The organism is Geomesophilobacter sediminis (assembly GCF_016458275.1).
GTDB classification, from domain to species: domain Bacteria; phylum Desulfobacterota; class Desulfuromonadia; order Geobacterales; family Geobacteraceae; genus Geomesophilobacter; species Geomesophilobacter sediminis.
In genome coordinates this window covers 275,694-290,597 of the sequence record NZ_JAEMHM010000003.1, presented here as the reverse complement: position 1 = coordinate 290,597, position 14,904 = coordinate 275,694, and the positions used below count along the sequence as shown (strand labels likewise).

The window sequence follows — 14,904 nt, the reverse complement described above, 5'->3', positions numbered from 1 at the left end:
TATAGCACAGAAGAATTGCGCTGGTTCCGGCAATTTAGCAAAGAATGGTTGACAGGCTAATTAGATGGAAGGGACCAGACCGAAGCGGTTCAGCCAGTCGTTGAAGGTCACGACCTTCTCGGCGCCGAACTTGCCGAGGTTCTCCCGCACTTCGTCAACGCTCTTCTCGCGGGTCAATTCGCCTTTGCGTTTGGAGAAGAAGAGGTCGGCCAGGGCGACGATCTGCTCTTCGGGGGTGGTGGGGGACATGGGGCGGGAGGGAAGGGGGAGTTTCTGCTGGGCGATATCCTCGACGGTCAGGCCGACGCCGATGTGGCGCTCGCAGACCAGGGCGTGGCGCGGCAGTCCTTCCGCTTCGAGGATGTCTTTGCCGATGATGCCGTGGCGGATGTACGGTTCCTTGCCGAAGCAGTACATGGAAGGGGCGTGGATACCGCTGATGCCGATGTCGTGCAAAAGCGCCGCCTCTTCGATGAAGCCGACGTCCAGGCCGGGCTTTTGGTAGCGGGCGGCGATGTCGAGCGCCTTGTCGGCGACCGCGCGGCTGTGCCGGTAGACGGTCTCGAAGGCTTCCGGGTTGCCGGCGAAATATTTTTCCAAAAGGGATACGGGGTTCACCTAACCTCCGTTTTATCTCCCGCCGTGGGGTTCGCGGGAGGGGACGACACACACTTCTTCTTTTATACCATGTCGGGAGTTCCGAGTGCAAGGCAGTGTAAAGGACGCCCTATGCATGAGGGGTGACCGAGGACCCTACCTTTTTCCTGTGAGAGCGCCTTTCCTGGTGCGAACAATGCGCGGGTACCGGTGGCGTAAAGGAGGTTTCGCCTGATGGCGCGCATGTCCGAATGGACGAAGGCTAGTTTTTCAGCCTGGAAGCGAACCCTCCATCCGATCATGTTCGTCACTCAGTCGCGGATGCGGTGGATTCGGGCGGAAGATCCCCCATTGTTTACACGAAGATGAGGATCTTCCGGTTGGAGATTGGCATCACCTTCTAAGGGGAGACCTGCGGCGGCACGAGATTCCTGCCTCCCCGTCAAGCTCTGGCACCCGTTGTCCCGTCAACCGCAATAGACGACTCGTCACCCGCGACCGATGACTCGTCACCTGCGACCGATGACTCGTCACCTGCGACCGATGACTCGTCACCTGCGACCGATGACTCGTCACCTGCGACTGATGACTCGTCACCTGCGACTGATGACTCATCACCTGCGACCGATGACTCGTCACCCGCGACTGATGACTCATCACCTGCGACTGATGACTCATCACCTGCGACTGATGACTCATCACCCGCGACTGATGACTCGTCACCCGCGACTGATGACTCATCACCTGCGACTGATGACTCATCACCCGCGACCGATGACTCGTCACCCGCGACCGATGACTCGTCACCCGCGACCGATGACTCGTCACCTGCGACTGATGACTCATCACCTGCGACTGATGACTCATCACCTGCGACTGATGACTCGTCACCCGCGATTGATGGCCTGGGCCGGGCCGGTAAATTTTTTGTGTAAATGTCTGTGGGTCACATAACGGGCGTTTTATCTTCGTAGATGACTCGTCACCGCCAAGCTGAATCATCCAGAAACACGGTGGTGCAGGGGCGTGGGGAGGAGGGAGAGCCGGTGCCGGTTATCCCTTTTTGTAATTGAGGTCCTGAAGGATCATCCGTTCGAGGGTGGCGTCGTAGAAAGGTTTGCGGCAGTCGACCTCGTCGATGACGCCATTTCGCAAGAGGGGAAGGAGGCGGCAACCGCCGAAGCATATCGGCAGGTATTCGCACTCCAGACAGGTGTCGTTCTTCCAGATCCCGAGTTTATGGGATTCGGAGAAGTCCTTGATCCCGTCCTTGAGGGTGCCGACCGAAAGTTCGGGCCATCCCATGAATGAAGCGCACTTATAAAGGGTGCCGTCGTAGTTCACGACGATGTCATGCTCGAACTCGATCATGCAAGACCCCATTACCGTTTTCATCACAGAAAACCCGCGTTTCAAAGTCTCTTCACGTAAATAAACAACAGCCTCGTTAAGCCACGGCTCGTCGGATGAGAGACAGTGACCGGCCAACTCGATGCTGGTGTTTCTCCCCGATTCGGGACGAATGGGTGCAAACATGATCGCATCAAGTTGCCGAGGGTCGACACCTGCTCCTAGAAGCGCATCGAGCATCAAAGGGTAAGCGCGGTAATTATCTTCAGAGAAGTTCCCACCCAGTTTCAAGTTCACCAATTGATAGATATCAGCGATGTTAGCGATAATCGCGTCAAAACTGCCGCTTCCGGAGGTGAACGGCCGCATCTGATCGTGGATTTCTTGCGGCCCGTCAAGGGTCAGCTGCGCGCTGGTAAAGCCCAGCGGAAGTAATTCCTCCACCGTCTCGCGGTTCAAAAGGGTCCCGTTCGTGACCATGCTGAAGGTGAATTTCAGGTTCCGCTTTTGAGCGTTCGAACCGATTTCGGCCGCGATCCGCATTAGTCTGGGAAGCGAGAGAAGAGGCTCACCTCCGTAAAAGTTTAGTTCCACGTTTCGACCATGATCGAGATGGTCCCGAGTAACCAACTCGACCAGCATGCTGGCGGTCTCCTCCGAAAGGTAATAACCTTCCCGGAACTTTTTTTCAAAACAGTAGACACAGTCCAGATTGCAGTCGAGATTCATTACCACCGTGCCGCGGAACTTGCCGCTGCGCTGATTGGTCCGCATTACGATATTTTTTAGCCGCTCCTGCTCGGCCTGCAGATCGTCAACGTACATCTCCAGACGACGTAACAGAGTTATTTCTGCCTCGCCAAGTGAATCGTTTTGAGCCGCCTCGACAAAGGTGGACGGAACTCTAATGATGGAGCCCTTGATGGTGGAGTAAAAAAGGGACCACCCGTTTTGGTCCTTAGAGGGAAAAATCTTCAGGTATCGTGAGAGAGGCATTGTTGAAGTCTCAAAAAAAAAGGAGGAACTGGGTTCCTCCCCTGGGTTAGGCATTAGGCGCGGGCCTGGGATGCACTGCAGCAAGTATTGACTTCATCACAGTTGGACAGTCCTTCCTCGAGAATCTCAATTTCAAAATTCATTACTATCACCTCCTTTTTGTGTAATGTTAGAAAACTCACATATTAATTTTTGATTAAGGATCTGGACCGACTCTGCTCGGTATGCTAAGGATTATTCGGCAACAGCATGTTTTACTTTAGCAATAAATTCCAACCAATCTCCAGCGCGGATATTCCTTGAAGCTAACTGGCTCGCACAAAACCTTTTATGCAGTCCTATTCGTTCTGTTTGGAGCGGCCACCGCGTGGGCAGGCTCTGATGAGGATTTGCAGGACCTCGGTTTTCTTGCGACTCCTGAGTCCATCGTCTCCTCTGCTCGTTCTCCTCGCCCGTCTTCCAAAATAGCTGAAAATATCACCGTTATTACCTCCGAACAAATTGAGGCTCTGAATGCTCATACTCTAGCCGAAGTTCTTAACACGGTTGCAGGTGTTCAGTTAGAAAAAACCCGTACTCCTGGCACGCAGAACTTTTTTTCCATTGATGGTGCAGCTAATGCGCAGGTTCAGGTTTTTATTGATGGAATTCCTCAGAATGACCTTGCGGAAAATCTGACCAACCTTGGTCACATTCCCGTTCAGAACATCGAACGTGTTGAGATTATCAAGGGGGCTGCCTCAGCGGCCTGGGGGAGCGCCCTTGGCGGCGTAATTAACATCATCACCAAGAATCCTTTTGATGCAAAACCAATCGGAGGAAGCGTATTCGGCAGCATCGGCGGCAATCGGACATCGGATACTCATGCTGAAGTCACCGGTACACTGGACAGGTTTGGGTACTACCTCTCCGGGGGCTACCTTAACTCGGATGGATTGCTCCCGCATAATCAGGTCCATTTTGGCGACGCCTATTCAAAATTCGTCTATGAACTCCCGGGGAACGGTGCCATCACGTTAGGTGCTGGTTTCCGAAACATTCGTTCCGGAATAGAAGAGGTTCCCCAAAAGGATTGGAGAGACGATGCGAATGGAAGGTATGGCAACTATTTTCTTAATGCCAATCGCCGGCTGACTGAGCAGCTCGCATTTGAACTGTACGCAAAGATTTCTCGGCAGGATACGGAAACCCGATACGGGTCCATAAGTCTGTTACCGCCTTGGGATGTGCAGCAGAGAAATACTTCTCGTGGCGCTGGCGTGAAGCTCATCTGGGGGGAAAAAGATCACAATCTAACCTCGGGAATCGATTATGAACATGATGATTTCCGCTTTGACTTCTCCGATCCTACGATCAACGAACATAAGACTTTTGAGCGCTACGGCTATTATGCCAATGGTGCCCTGTCGATAAACAAATTTACCTTCCTTCCTGGTATTCGATTCGATAGAACCGGTACCAACGGCGACTTCACCAGTTACACCGCCGGTGCTACCTATCGGGTTACCGACGAAACAATCGTGCGCGGGTACTGGGCCAGAGGTTACAGCCTTCCGAAGATCATTTTCCCGCACGGGCCGCAGAAGGTCTGGACCATCCAGGCTGGGGTCGAATCCAGCGAACTGGAAAATCTCTGGGTCAAAGGGACATTTTTCTACAACAACACCTCCAATATCGAGGACGTCATTACCGGAGCCAACACGGTCACCAACCAGATCCGGCAAGGCTTCGAACTGGAGCTTCGAACGGTTCCGGTCTGGAATACTTCCTTCAGTGCAGCTTATACCTTCTCCGATATCCGCTTTGAGGACACCGGCCACGATGTCCCAGGGCTTCCCAACCAGGTAGTAAAGCTCCAGGCCCACTACAATAACAGCAGCTTGGGATTAAGCGGGGTCCTGACCGGGAACCTTGTTACCTGGTATCGTGTTGAAGGGAAGACCACTAAGGATCAGAACCCGGTCTGGGACCTGACGCTGACCAAGAAGCTTTGGTCGTCGGAAAATGCTGCAGAGATTTTCTTCTCTGGACATAACCTCTTTGATACCCCGCAGTACCTGGATGCAGACTACAAAAACGCCGGCAGATGGTTTGAAGGCGGAGTGAGGTGCAAATTTTGAGCGCACTGATCTCCCTCATCATCGCCGCCGTTCTCTTGACGGTGTCGCCTGCCAACGCCGCCGACATCCTCGTGGTGCAAAGCGTCCGCGACGCGAGTTTCACCGAGGTCATGAAGGGCTTCAGGAGTAGCTGCAGCGCATCGGTTAGGACGCTGATCCTTTCCGACTACACCGAGGTGGATGTACCCCGGGTCGTGCGCGAGGAGCAGCCCTCGCTCATCTTGTCGCTGGGCGAGTCGGCTTACAACGCAGTCAAGAAGGTGCGCCGCACGCCGATCGTCTCCCTCATGTCGCTTGGTCTCTCCCTAGGTCGCAGCGTCCCGAATAACGTCACGGGCGTCGGGATCGTCGCTCCTCCCGACCAGTACATGAAGGTTTTTGCCTCCATGGGAGCCCGCCGGGTTGGTGTTCTCTACAACCCCGCTCGCAGCGGCAACTATCTGAACCAGGCTCGCCGGGCCGCCGAACGGGCCGGTCTGGATATCCTTGCCATCGAGGTGCGGGAACCACGCGACGTGGTACGGCGCCTGGAGGTCTTGAAAGGCCGGGTTGACGCCCTCTGGCTTCTCCCTGACACCACGGCCGTCTCCCCGGCAACCACCGAGGCGTTTTTCCTCTTCTCCATGGAGCAGTGGAAGCCGGTGGTCGCCTTCTCCGGCAACTACCTCCGCATGGGGGCCGCCGCTTCGGTCGACGTCGAACGCTTCGAGATGGGCCGCCAAGGTGGCGAGATTGCCTCTCGCATCCTGAACGGCAGCTCGCCGTCTGACATTCCTTTCCAGGATCCGGTAGTGATCACGGTGAAGAAAAACGCCACCATTCAGCAAAAGCTGGGCATCAAGTCGGACTCCCGCAGGTAGGACCCCTCCTTAAATTTTCGGAATTCTCCCCCAAACAGATGGCAGTGGCTGGTTCAGGGCAAAAACACGATAAAGTCCCCCTTTGCGAAGGGGGATTTAGGGAGATTTGCCTCTAAGGTTCAGGTCTTAGTTCCTGCTCTTTTCCCTTCCGTTTTTTGCTTTCGCCTCTGAAGAAGAACTTGAAGTGGGACGCCGTCGTCGGTGCTACTACGTTCCCCCCTTCGCAAAGGGGGGAACGCGAGTGTTCGTGCTGCGCTTCGTGGAAATATAGTTTACGCAGCAGGAAGTTCCCAAAAACCCTTTTCTACCGTAGGGCGGCGGAAGGTACTGGAAATAATCAGGCTTTCCCCACAACAGGGTTGAATTGTCCGGCGGCAACGTATATGATGTGCAAAATTTTCTAACCGGGCGGTACGATGAGCGAACTGGACATGCAGCACGTGTTGGTGGTGGATGACGAGCCGGGGATCCTTCAAGAGGTATCCCTGCTGCTTTCGGCAAGCGACGTGCCGAGGGTGGTTACTCTTTCTGACAGCCGGGAAGTGCTGCCGTTTCTGGCGGAAAAATCGGTGAGTATCGTGATGCTGGACTGGGTCATGCCGCACGTTACCGGCCGGGATCTCCTGGAGCGGATCACCTCCGACTATCCCCATATCCCGGTCGTGGTGATGACCGCGATGGGGGACGTCGAGACCGCGGTCGGCTGCATGAAAATGGGGGCCTTCGACTTTTTGACCAAGCCGGTCGACCCGAACCGGTTGGTTTCTTCGGTGCGCAAGGCGCTCCAGGTGAGCGAACTGGGGAACCAGAACCGGATCCTGAAGGATTACCTGCTCGACGACCGGCTGAGAAGCCCGGAAGCCTTCGAGGGGATCGTCACCCGCAACAAGAAGATGCGCGGCATCTTCCAGTACATCGAGGCGATCGCGTCCTCGCGGCAGCCGGTCCTGATCACCGGCGAGACCGGGGTCGGCAAGGAACTTTTGGCCAACGCGGTCCATCGTGTCTCGGGCGTCAGCGGTCCTTTCATCTCCTTAAACGCGGCCGGCCTGGACGACTTCATGTTTTCCGACACCTTGTTCGGACACAAGAAGGGGGCTTTTACCGGGGCCGACAGCAAGCGCGACGGCCTGATCACCGCCGCCGCCGGCGGAACGCTCTTTCTGGACGAGATCGGGGACCTGAGCCTCGCCTCGCAGATCAAGCTTTTGCGAGTGCTCCAGGAGAAGGAATACTACCGGATGGGTTCGGACCTGCTCCTCAAGAGCGAGGCCCGGATCATCGCGGCATCCAACATGGACTTCAGCGCCTTGCGCAAGGAAGGTAAGTTCCGCCACGACCTCTACTTCCGGCTCTGTGCCCACGAGTTCCATGTCCCGCCGCTTAGGGAGCGGCTCGAAGACCTGCCGCTGCTCATCGAATACTTCGCGGACCGGATCTCCCGGCAACTCGGCAAGCCGGTGCCGAGCGTCTCCCCCGACGTTGTCTCCTCCCTGGAGCACTACCCCTTTAGCGGAAACGTGCGCGAGCTCTACAACATGGTGCACCACGCGGTCACCTGCTGCGAAACCGGGATCCTGGGCTCGTCAGACTTTCCCGGGCTCAAACCGGTCCAGGCGCGCACCCCCGTGGTGGTGCGGGACGGAAATCCGCTGTTTGATGTGTTCGGGAAGTTCCCCACCATCGTTCAGGTAGAGGATTATCTGATCGAGGAGGCGATGCGCCTGGCGCACGGCAACCAGACCATGGCTGCCGAAATGCTCGGGGTGGCCCGTCCGACCCTGAACCGGAAGCTCAAGGAAAAGTGACCTGACGAAAAAGGCCCCCGATCTCCTGGTAATGGAGTCCGGGGGCCTTCTATTTTTGAGCTCGTTACAGCGAGCCTTGCAGATCCAGTTTCTTGCCCCGATTAGAAAGCTGGAGCTTCGTAGATCGGCTGCGTTCCCAAGGTGGACCTTGGGAACGAGGGATTTACTGTCTCATTGTCTCATTGTCTTATGCCGGTATTCCTGCAACACGAGTTCTTCCAGGGTCTGATCGAGGTTGCTTTCCCGGCATTCCAACTCGTTCATCTCTTTACCGTTGAGCAGGTTCAAAAAGCGGCAGCCGCCGAAACAGATGGGGAGGTAGGCGCAGGAAAGGCATTTTTCGTTCTGCCATCCCCTCAGCCCGTGCGAGGCGGCAAAGTCGCCGATGCCTTCCCGCAGGCTCCCCACGCTGTAGCCGTTCCACCCCATGAAGGCGGGACATTTATAGAGGGCGCCGTCCCAGTTCACCACGATGTTGTGCTCCATCTCGACCATGCAGGCGCTGACCTTGACCCGGCCGGTTCGAAAACCCCGGCGCATAATCTCTTCGCGCAGGTACAGACCGGCCTCGTTAACCCAGGGCTCGTCGGAGGTGGAACAGTCGCTGCCGTACTCGGCCATGCCCGCTTTCTGGGTAACTGGGCCGAATTGTACATGGGCCAGGTGATCGGGGCCGATACCATTTTCCAGGAGCATGTCGAGCAGCCTCGGGAATTCGCGGTAATTGTCCCGGCGGTAGTTCCCGCCCAGGTTGATAGCGACGAGGGGGGCCACCTCTTTCAGGTTTTGCATGATGGCGTCGAAACTTCCGGCTCCGGAAGTGAAGGGGCGTTGTCGGTCATGGATCTGGGGCGGGCCGTCCAGGCTGACTTTGGCGCCGACAAAACCAAGAGGCAAAAGTTCCTCGACGGTTTGTCGATTGAGAAGGGTGCCGTTGGTCACCATGCTGAACTCGTAACTGCCGGTTCCCTTGGCGGCCCGTTCCTGCAGGGCCAGGGAGATCTCCTTGATCCGATCCAGGGAGAGGAGCGCTTCGCCGCCGTAGTAGCTTACGGATACCTTCAGCCCGCGGTCGAGGCGCTCGCCGAGGAATTCGATCAGCAGTGACACCGACTCGTCGTTAATGTATTGGCGGTGCCGGAATCCCTCTTCATAGCAATAATCGCAGGCCAGGTTGCAGTCCAGATTCAGGATGACGACCGCACGATAGATGCCAAGGGCCGCGCTGGACCGTTCCAGGACGCCGCGCATCGCTTCCCGTTCCGCGTGGAGGTCGGGAACCAGCATCCCGAGGCGCTGCAGGGTCTCCAGTTCGGATTTTTCGGCCGTGCCGGATTCAACCGCTTCGTGCATGGCATCGCTAACTACCGCCATCGAGGCGCGCAGGGTGGAAAAAAGAAGTGATTCCCCCGGCTTGCCGGGGAGGGGGAAACGTTTCAGGTACTGGGAGAAACGCATTGCATGCTCCTGGTAAAAAAATGGCCCGGGGTTGCCCCCGGGCAAAGTTCTACATGTGTAAAGGGATACTAAGCTCTGGACGTGCCATGGTGGGCATCACGCCTGAGAGCTATACGAAACAGAGGATGATGACGTAGCAGCAGGTGAAATCGGCGGACACAACCTCCATTCCTTCATCAATCACGCTCAACCCTTTTCCCGACGTTTCCATGTGAGCCCTCCTGGTTAAAGTTTGCTGGACTTAATGTCCGAGTGGTGCTAAATTAGCACACCTCTGATATTTTGTTCAAGAAAAAAATCTAATTATTTTTGGCTTATGGTAAGTACTTGAGATTCTTTTTCATTCATAAAATAAATATAAAAATAAGCCACTGTCTCAGGCTTTTCTTCTTTGCTTGTGCAATGGTCGGCTTTGGCTGTCCGGCCTGGGCCAATGAGGAGGATTTCCGCTCTATTGAGCTCTTCACCGGAGATCAGCCCGACGTTGTGTCTTCAGGACGTTCTCCACGTCCCGCATCGCTTACCGCCGAGAATGTCTCCGTAATTACGGCCGCCGAAATCGCAGCTCTCAACGCACATACGCTCACTGATATTCTCCTCGCCATACCGGGAGTCCAGACGATACAAAACCGTACTCCTGGAACGGTTGCTCCGCTCATGATCCAGGGGTCGAAGTGGAACCATGTGCTGGTCCTGGTCGATAACGTTCCGATCAACAATCTCTCCGATGACGTACCCGATATCAGCTCCATTCCGGCTCAGATCATCGAGCGGGTCGAGGTGGTGAAGGGAGCGGCCTCCTCGTCGTGGGGTAGCGCCCTGGGCGGGGTGATCAACGTGATCACCAAACTTCCCAACACGGATCGGCCGGTATCCGGTGAGGTTTCTGCCTCGGTCGGGCGAAGCAGCACCAATGACGACCGCGGCGAGCTCGCTGGGACCGCCTGGAATGTCGGCTATTACGTTTCCGGTGGTCGCCTTCATTCCGAAGGCCTGCTGCCCAACAACCATGTCGATCTCGATCACGTCTACGGCAAATTCCGCCACGAGCTTTCCAGCCGCACTTCCCTCACCCTTTCTTCGCTCTACACCAACAACACCTCGGGCCAGGGTGTCTTTAGCGGAATCAATGCCGATCAGGAGATTCGTCAGCTGCTTGCCAGTGCTACCCTCGAGTCGCGTCCTTCCGACCGGCTCTCCTTGGAGGGGAGCGTAAAGACGCGGATGATGAACGGCCAGGTCTGGGCCGACTCGGGTGGGACGGTTCTGCAGCGAAGCGAGTCCGATGAAACCTCAATCTTCGGTTGCCTTAATGCAGGATGGCGGGGGGACCAAAATCGTATCTCTGCTGGTGTCGATTTTGAGGATGCGAAAGTTCATGTACAGGTACAGCGCCGCGCCAACTTGATCCCCTTTGACCGTCAAGCCGAGCGGGTCGGCGTGTATTTCAACGATGCCTTCACCGTGGGACGGCTCGCCCTCATTCCCAGTGTCCGTTACGACCACACCGGGACCGGCGGCGAACTCTTCAGCCCCAGTTTCGGGGTCACTTATGCGCTAAGCGACAACAGCGTGCTGCGCGGCTATACCGGCCGCGGCTACAGCATCAACACGCTGGGGAGCAACGACAATACGGAGAAGGTCTGGACCTCCCAGGTCGGCTTCGAGACGGGCGAAATCCCCTACCTCTGGCTGAAGACCACTTTATTCCGTAACGATACCTGGAATATCGGCTATGCCGCCCCCAAGGCGCAGCAACTGAAACAGGGGGTGGAGATCGAATTCAAGACCCTCCCCGTTTTCCACAGCTCCCTCTCCGCCGGGTACACCTTCATCGATTCCCGGGACGACCAGACCCACCAGCGGGTTCCCGAGGTCCCCCACCGCTCGGTCAAGGTCGGCATCACCTACGACAACCCGTCCTACTTCCGGGCGCTTTTGATCGGCAACTATGTCGACTGGAACGCCAACGCCGGCGAGTTAAGTGCTGACGACATGCTGTGGGACCTGCACGTCGGAAGGAGCTTCGCCGCCGGCGAGGGCGTCGATATCGAGCTCTTCTTCTCCATCCACAATATCTTCAATGGCAAGCAGTTCACCACTCTGAGTCAAGTGAATCCGGGACGGTGGGCGGAGGCAGGGTTTAGATGCCGTTTCTAAGCCTTGTTGTCGCCGTCGTTTACCTCCTGGCACCGACGCTGGGACTCTGTTACGACGTCCTGATCCTGCAGTCTTTGCGCGACAAGGGATACCAGGAAGCGGTCCAGGGATTCAAGAGGGAATGCACCGCATCGTCCCGCACCGTGGTCCTTTCCGATTTCGTCGCCGCCGACCTGACCCGGATGGTCCGGGAGGAACGTCCCAAGCTGATCATCGCCGTGGGGGAGCGGGCCCACGAGATGTCGATCAAGGTCCGGGAGATCCCGGTGCTCTACATGATGGTGATCACCCCCCGGCACCGGCTCCCGGCCAACCACAGCGGCGTCGGGATGCTCATCGATCCCTCCCGCTATGTCAGCGTGCTCGACAACCTGGGTTCCCGGCGGATCGGCGTCCTTTTCGATCCTTCCCGCACCGGGGCCTACCTGAAAAAGGCCCAGTCCGCGGCCCGACGCAGCGGGATGGATCTCGTGGTGCGTGAGGTCCGTTCGCCCCGGGAGACCCCGGCCCTGCTCGACTCGCTGCGCGGCAGAGTGGATGCCATCTGGATGATTCCGGACCTCACCGCGGTCTCCACCGCCACTACCGAGGCCTTCTTCCTCTTCTCGCAAGGTGAGATGATCCCGGTCGTCACCTTCTCCGACTTCTATCTCACCATGGGGGGGGCGATCGCCTTGAGCATCGACCGCCACGACATCGGTCGGCAGCTGGGTGAGATGGCGCGGCAGGTCCTGGACGGGACCCCGGTCGAGGAGTTGCCCGCGCAGTCCCCCCGCAAGTTCACCATCAAGGCCAACAACGGTGTCCTGAAGAAACTACGCCTCTCGCTGACCGTGCCGGGGGGCTCATGAGACGTTTCCCCTTTCCCTTTCTGGCCAAGAGCTTCCGCTTCCGGCTCTATTTTCTCTATTCGGCGACCATTGCGCTTTTGACCGGCGCCTTCGTATCCTTCTACGTCTATACGGAGTTCACCGGGTTCCGCAGCGCCCTGATCCGCGAGGGGAGGCTTCTGGCGACGGTGCTGGCGCAAAACGCCCGCCTCCCGCTTTTCGCCGAAAACCGGGAGGCGCTCTGGACGCTGGCCAAGAGCACCGGTCGTTATCCTTCCGTGCTCCAGGTCTCCATCGTCACCGCCGACGGTAAGCTGCTGACCCAGGTCAAGGAGCGGACCGCCGTCAAGGAGCGGACCATCGAGATGGAGGTTCCGGTCACCTCGCCGGGGCTCGTTTCCTCTCCGGATGCGGTCCTGCTCGGCCACGCCGCCGGCGACGAAGACCGGGTGATCGGACGGGTGCGGTTGAGCCTGGACACCTCGGACATGCGGGAGCGGCTCAGGAAGCTGATCTACGCATCCATCGGCATCGGGATCGCCTTCTGGGCGCTCGCCTCGCTCCTGAGCTACCAGATCCTCAACCGGGTCACCGCCTCGTTTAACCTGATGATGGGCGGGATCGAGAAGATCGGCTCGGGCAACCTTTCGGCACGGGTGGCGCTGGACGGCGACGACGAGCTGGGGCGCGCGGCCAACGCCATCAACGAGATGGCCGCCTCGCTGGAGCTGCGCGAACTGGAAAACCGGGAACTCCAGGAGGAGCTCATCAATGCGATGAAGCTCGAGGTCCAGGAGGAGAAAAAGCAGGTGATGGCGCGCCTCATCCAGACCAACAAGATGACCTCGCTGGGGCTTCTCCTGTCGAGCATGGCCCACGAGATCAACAACCCCAACGCCTCGATCCGTTTCTCGGGGCACCTTATCGAAAAGATGTGGCGCGACGCCGTTCCGCTTCTGGACGGCGTGCGGCGCGAAGAGGGGGATTTCTACCTGGGCGGGGTCCCCTTTGCCACCGCGCGGGACGCGGTTGCCGAGAACGCGGCGAAGATCGTGGAGAACTCCGAGCGGATCGCCCGGGTCGTACAGGGGCTGCGAGAATATGGGGTAGGTGGCGGCACCAAAAGGCGCCCGAACCTCGACGTCAACGGTGCGGTCAGCGGGGCCCTGTCGGTGCTTGCCTGTCAGATGAAACAGCAGGTGATGCTGAAGACCTCGCTCTGTCCCACCCTGCCGCCGGTGAACGGCAGCCAGCAGCAGATCGAGCAGGTCCTCATCAACCTGATCACCAACGCCATGCAGGCCTTCCCCAACGGGTGCGGCGAGGTCGTGGTGACCACCGCCCTGGATCGGGAGCAAAACGAGGTTGTCGTGGTAGTGCGGGACAATGGGGTGGGTATCGAAGAGGAGACGATGCACCGGCTTTTCGAGCCGTTTTACTCGACCCGGCTGGAGAGCGGCGGCAGCGGACTGGGCCTATACATTTCGCAGTACATCGTCGCCGACCACGGAGGGAAGCTGGTTCTGACCTCGCGGCCGGGGGAGGGGACTACGGCGCAGGTGCGGCTCCCTGCGGCTGAGCCGCTGACATCAGGATGAGAGGTGTCTCCCGCCGAGCATGCTCAGCATGCCGCCGATCCGGTTCATGAGCTCGGCAAGCCCTTCGTTGGAGCTCGGTCCGTGGCAGACCCCGCGCATCTGGGTGAGGAGCCCTTCAAATACCTCGGTGCTGCACGAGCCCCGTCGCACATCCATCGGGATGCTTTCGTTGAGCAGCAGGCGCTTCATCTGGATGAGCTGGATCTCCACCCGCAGTTTCTTGATCGTCGGCATGTCGCTGTGCTTGAGCAGATGCAGGCACTGGTTGATGATGTTGTACTGCTGGTCCATCGCCGTCCCTCCGGTAGGTTTTTCCTCTGACCCTCCTTATCCAAAAAACGTGCCGCATCTGCTGCCGGTGCCCCAAACGAAAAAACGCGCGGTTGCGCGTTTTTGTCGTTTATAGGCGACAGAACAGGTGTCCATTTTGTTACAGATGTGCCGCCTTTGGTTGCGGTTTTTGTTGTGCTTTCAGCTAGTTACCTGGGAGCTGTAACATTCTGGACTGTCCATTTTTTTACAGCTGCTGTCCTCTGCTTTAGCCTCAGGCCACGCCGGTTGTTGAAAAAAGATCGTTAAAGACGCGAACTTTTTCGGCGCCGATGACGCGGCACGGCCCGGATCCCCGGATCCCCGGATCCCCGGATCCCCGGATCCCCAGATCCCCAGACCCCGCCTCGGTCTTAAATGAACATCTTTACCTTCCCGACGATGTCGGACGGAGAGAACGGTTTCAGCAGGTAACCGTCCGCCCCCGATTCCGCAGTCAGACGCCGCATTTCGTCGTCCGCCTTGGAAGAAAGGAGGATGATCGGGATGTCCCGGCTCATCTCGTTTTCCTTGAGGATCTTCGCCTTCTTGTTGCCGTCCAGCATGGGCATCATGATGTCCATGATGATGAGGTCCGGCCGCTCCCGGGAAAAGATGTAGCGGTTCGCCTCGATGCCGTTGGTAGCGGTCACCACCTCGTATCCGGCTTCTTCGAGGGCGTCCTTCGCCATCTCCAGGACCAGTTCGCTGTCGTCGAGTATCAGAATCTTCTTCACTTCCTGCCTCCGCATTTCATATTTGAAAACCTGGGACCTTCCTTGAGTCTCGGATGAGGACGGGTGGTGCCTGCTTGATAA

General features: G+C 57.6%; 12 protein-coding genes. 6 read left to right on the top strand and 6 right to left on the bottom strand.

What is annotated here, in order from left to right; genetic code table 11:
* Positions 1-60: 60 nt before the first annotated feature.
* The 3 genes from JFN93_RS04640 to gptM (JFN93_RS04635) all read right to left on the bottom strand — a co-directional run bounded on the left by JFN93_RS04640 (position 61) and on the right by gptM (JFN93_RS04635) (position 2,943).
* A complete protein-coding gene (locus JFN93_RS04640; protein WP_199382825.1) occupies positions 61-618 on the bottom strand; it encodes an HD domain-containing protein in 558 nt (185 codons plus the stop codon).
* Between the two features lie 421 nt (positions 619-1,039).
* Entirely contained in the window at positions 1,040-1,495 is a 456-nt protein-coding gene (locus JFN93_RS26020; protein WP_407931871.1) for a hypothetical protein, read from the bottom strand.
* 155 nt (positions 1,496-1,650) lie between these two features.
* Positions 1,651-2,943: a geopeptide radical SAM maturase gene (gene gptM, locus JFN93_RS04635; protein WP_199382824.1), complete on the bottom strand. Its 1,293-nt coding sequence runs from the start codon at positions 2,941-2,943 to the stop codon at positions 1,651-1,653.
* A gap of 299 nt (positions 2,944-3,242) precedes the next feature.
* Between gptM (JFN93_RS04635) and JFN93_RS04630 the strand changes: the two genes are divergently transcribed.
* From JFN93_RS04630 to JFN93_RS04620, 3 genes are all read left to right on the top strand, one after another.
* A complete protein-coding gene (locus tag JFN93_RS04630) occupies positions 3,243-5,063 on the top strand; it encodes a TonB-dependent receptor plug domain-containing protein (RefSeq protein WP_199382823.1) in 1,821 nt (606 codons plus the stop codon).
* The gene (locus JFN93_RS04625) at positions 5,051-5,923 is read left to right on the top strand and encodes an ABC transporter substrate-binding protein (RefSeq protein ID WP_199382822.1); all 873 of its coding nucleotides are present in this window, start codon (positions 5,051-5,053) and stop codon (positions 5,921-5,923) included. Before JFN93_RS04630 ends, JFN93_RS04625 begins: the two co-directional genes overlap by 13 nt.
* 416 nt (positions 5,924-6,339) lie before the next feature.
* A complete protein-coding gene (locus JFN93_RS04620; RefSeq protein ID WP_199382821.1) occupies positions 6,340-7,731 on the top strand; it encodes a sigma-54-dependent transcriptional regulator in 1,392 nt (463 codons plus the stop codon).
* A 171-nt stretch (positions 7,732-7,902) separates the two neighbouring features.
* On the opposite strand, the gene gptM (JFN93_RS04615) is transcribed toward JFN93_RS04620, so the two are convergent.
* Positions 7,903-9,189, bottom strand: coding sequence for a geopeptide radical SAM maturase (gene gptM, locus JFN93_RS04615; RefSeq protein ID WP_199382820.1), 1,287 nt, complete (start codon positions 9,187-9,189; stop codon positions 7,903-7,905).
* Between the two features lie 402 nt (positions 9,190-9,591).
* On the opposite strand from gptM (JFN93_RS04615), the gene JFN93_RS04610 reads away from it, so the two are divergent.
* The 3 genes from JFN93_RS04610 to JFN93_RS04600 are packed head-to-tail and all read left to right on the top strand — an operon-like array spanning position 9,592 to position 13,777.
* Positions 9,592-11,349 (top strand): TonB-dependent receptor plug domain-containing protein, encoded by a 1,758-nt coding sequence (locus tag JFN93_RS04610; protein WP_236021533.1) that lies wholly within the window; start codon positions 9,592-9,594, stop codon positions 11,347-11,349.
* Positions 11,337-12,200, top strand: coding sequence for an ABC transporter substrate-binding protein (locus tag JFN93_RS04605; RefSeq protein ID WP_199382818.1), 864 nt, complete (start codon positions 11,337-11,339; stop codon positions 12,198-12,200). Before JFN93_RS04610 ends, JFN93_RS04605 begins: the two co-directional genes overlap by 13 nt.
* Positions 12,197-13,777, top strand: a complete 1,581-nt coding sequence (locus tag JFN93_RS04600; RefSeq protein WP_199382817.1) for a sensor histidine kinase — start codon at positions 12,197-12,199, stop codon at positions 13,775-13,777. The genes JFN93_RS04605 and JFN93_RS04600 overlap by 4 nt, the downstream gene beginning before the upstream one ends.
* On the opposite strand, the gene JFN93_RS04595 is transcribed toward JFN93_RS04600, so the two are convergent.
* Both JFN93_RS04595 and JFN93_RS04590 read right to left on the bottom strand, forming a co-directional pair.
* Positions 13,769-14,068, bottom strand: coding sequence for a hypothetical protein (locus JFN93_RS04595; RefSeq protein ID WP_199382816.1), 300 nt, complete (start codon positions 14,066-14,068; stop codon positions 13,769-13,771). The genes JFN93_RS04600 and JFN93_RS04595 overlap by 9 nt on opposite strands.
* Positions 14,069-14,460: 392 nt before the next feature.
* Positions 14,461-14,823: a response regulator gene (locus JFN93_RS04590; RefSeq protein WP_407931866.1), complete on the bottom strand. Its 363-nt coding sequence runs from the start codon at positions 14,821-14,823 to the stop codon at positions 14,461-14,463.
* Between the last annotated feature and the right edge of the window lie 81 nt (positions 14,824-14,904).

Coding starts and splice junctions, on each gene's coding strand:
- gptM (WP_199382820.1), bottom strand. CDS start 9,189: ATGCGTTTCTCCCAGTACCTGAAACGTTTCCCCCTCCCCGGCAAGCCG.
- JFN93_RS04620 (WP_199382821.1), top strand. CDS start 6,340: ATGAGCGAACTGGACATGCAGCACGTGTTGGTGGTGGATGACGAGCCG.
- JFN93_RS04595 (WP_199382816.1), bottom strand. CDS start 14,068: ATGGACCAGCAGTACAACATCATCAACCAGTGCCTGCATCTGCTCAAG.
- JFN93_RS04600 (WP_199382817.1), top strand. CDS start 12,197: ATGAGACGTTTCCCCTTTCCCTTTCTGGCCAAGAGCTTCCGCTTCCGG.
- JFN93_RS04610 (WP_236021533.1), top strand. CDS start 9,592: ATGGTCGGCTTTGGCTGTCCGGCCTGGGCCAATGAGGAGGATTTCCGC.
- JFN93_RS04605 (WP_199382818.1), top strand. CDS start 11,337: ATGCCGTTTCTAAGCCTTGTTGTCGCCGTCGTTTACCTCCTGGCACCG.
- gptM (WP_199382824.1), bottom strand. CDS start 2,943: ATGCCTCTCTCACGATACCTGAAGATTTTTCCCTCTAAGGACCAAAAC.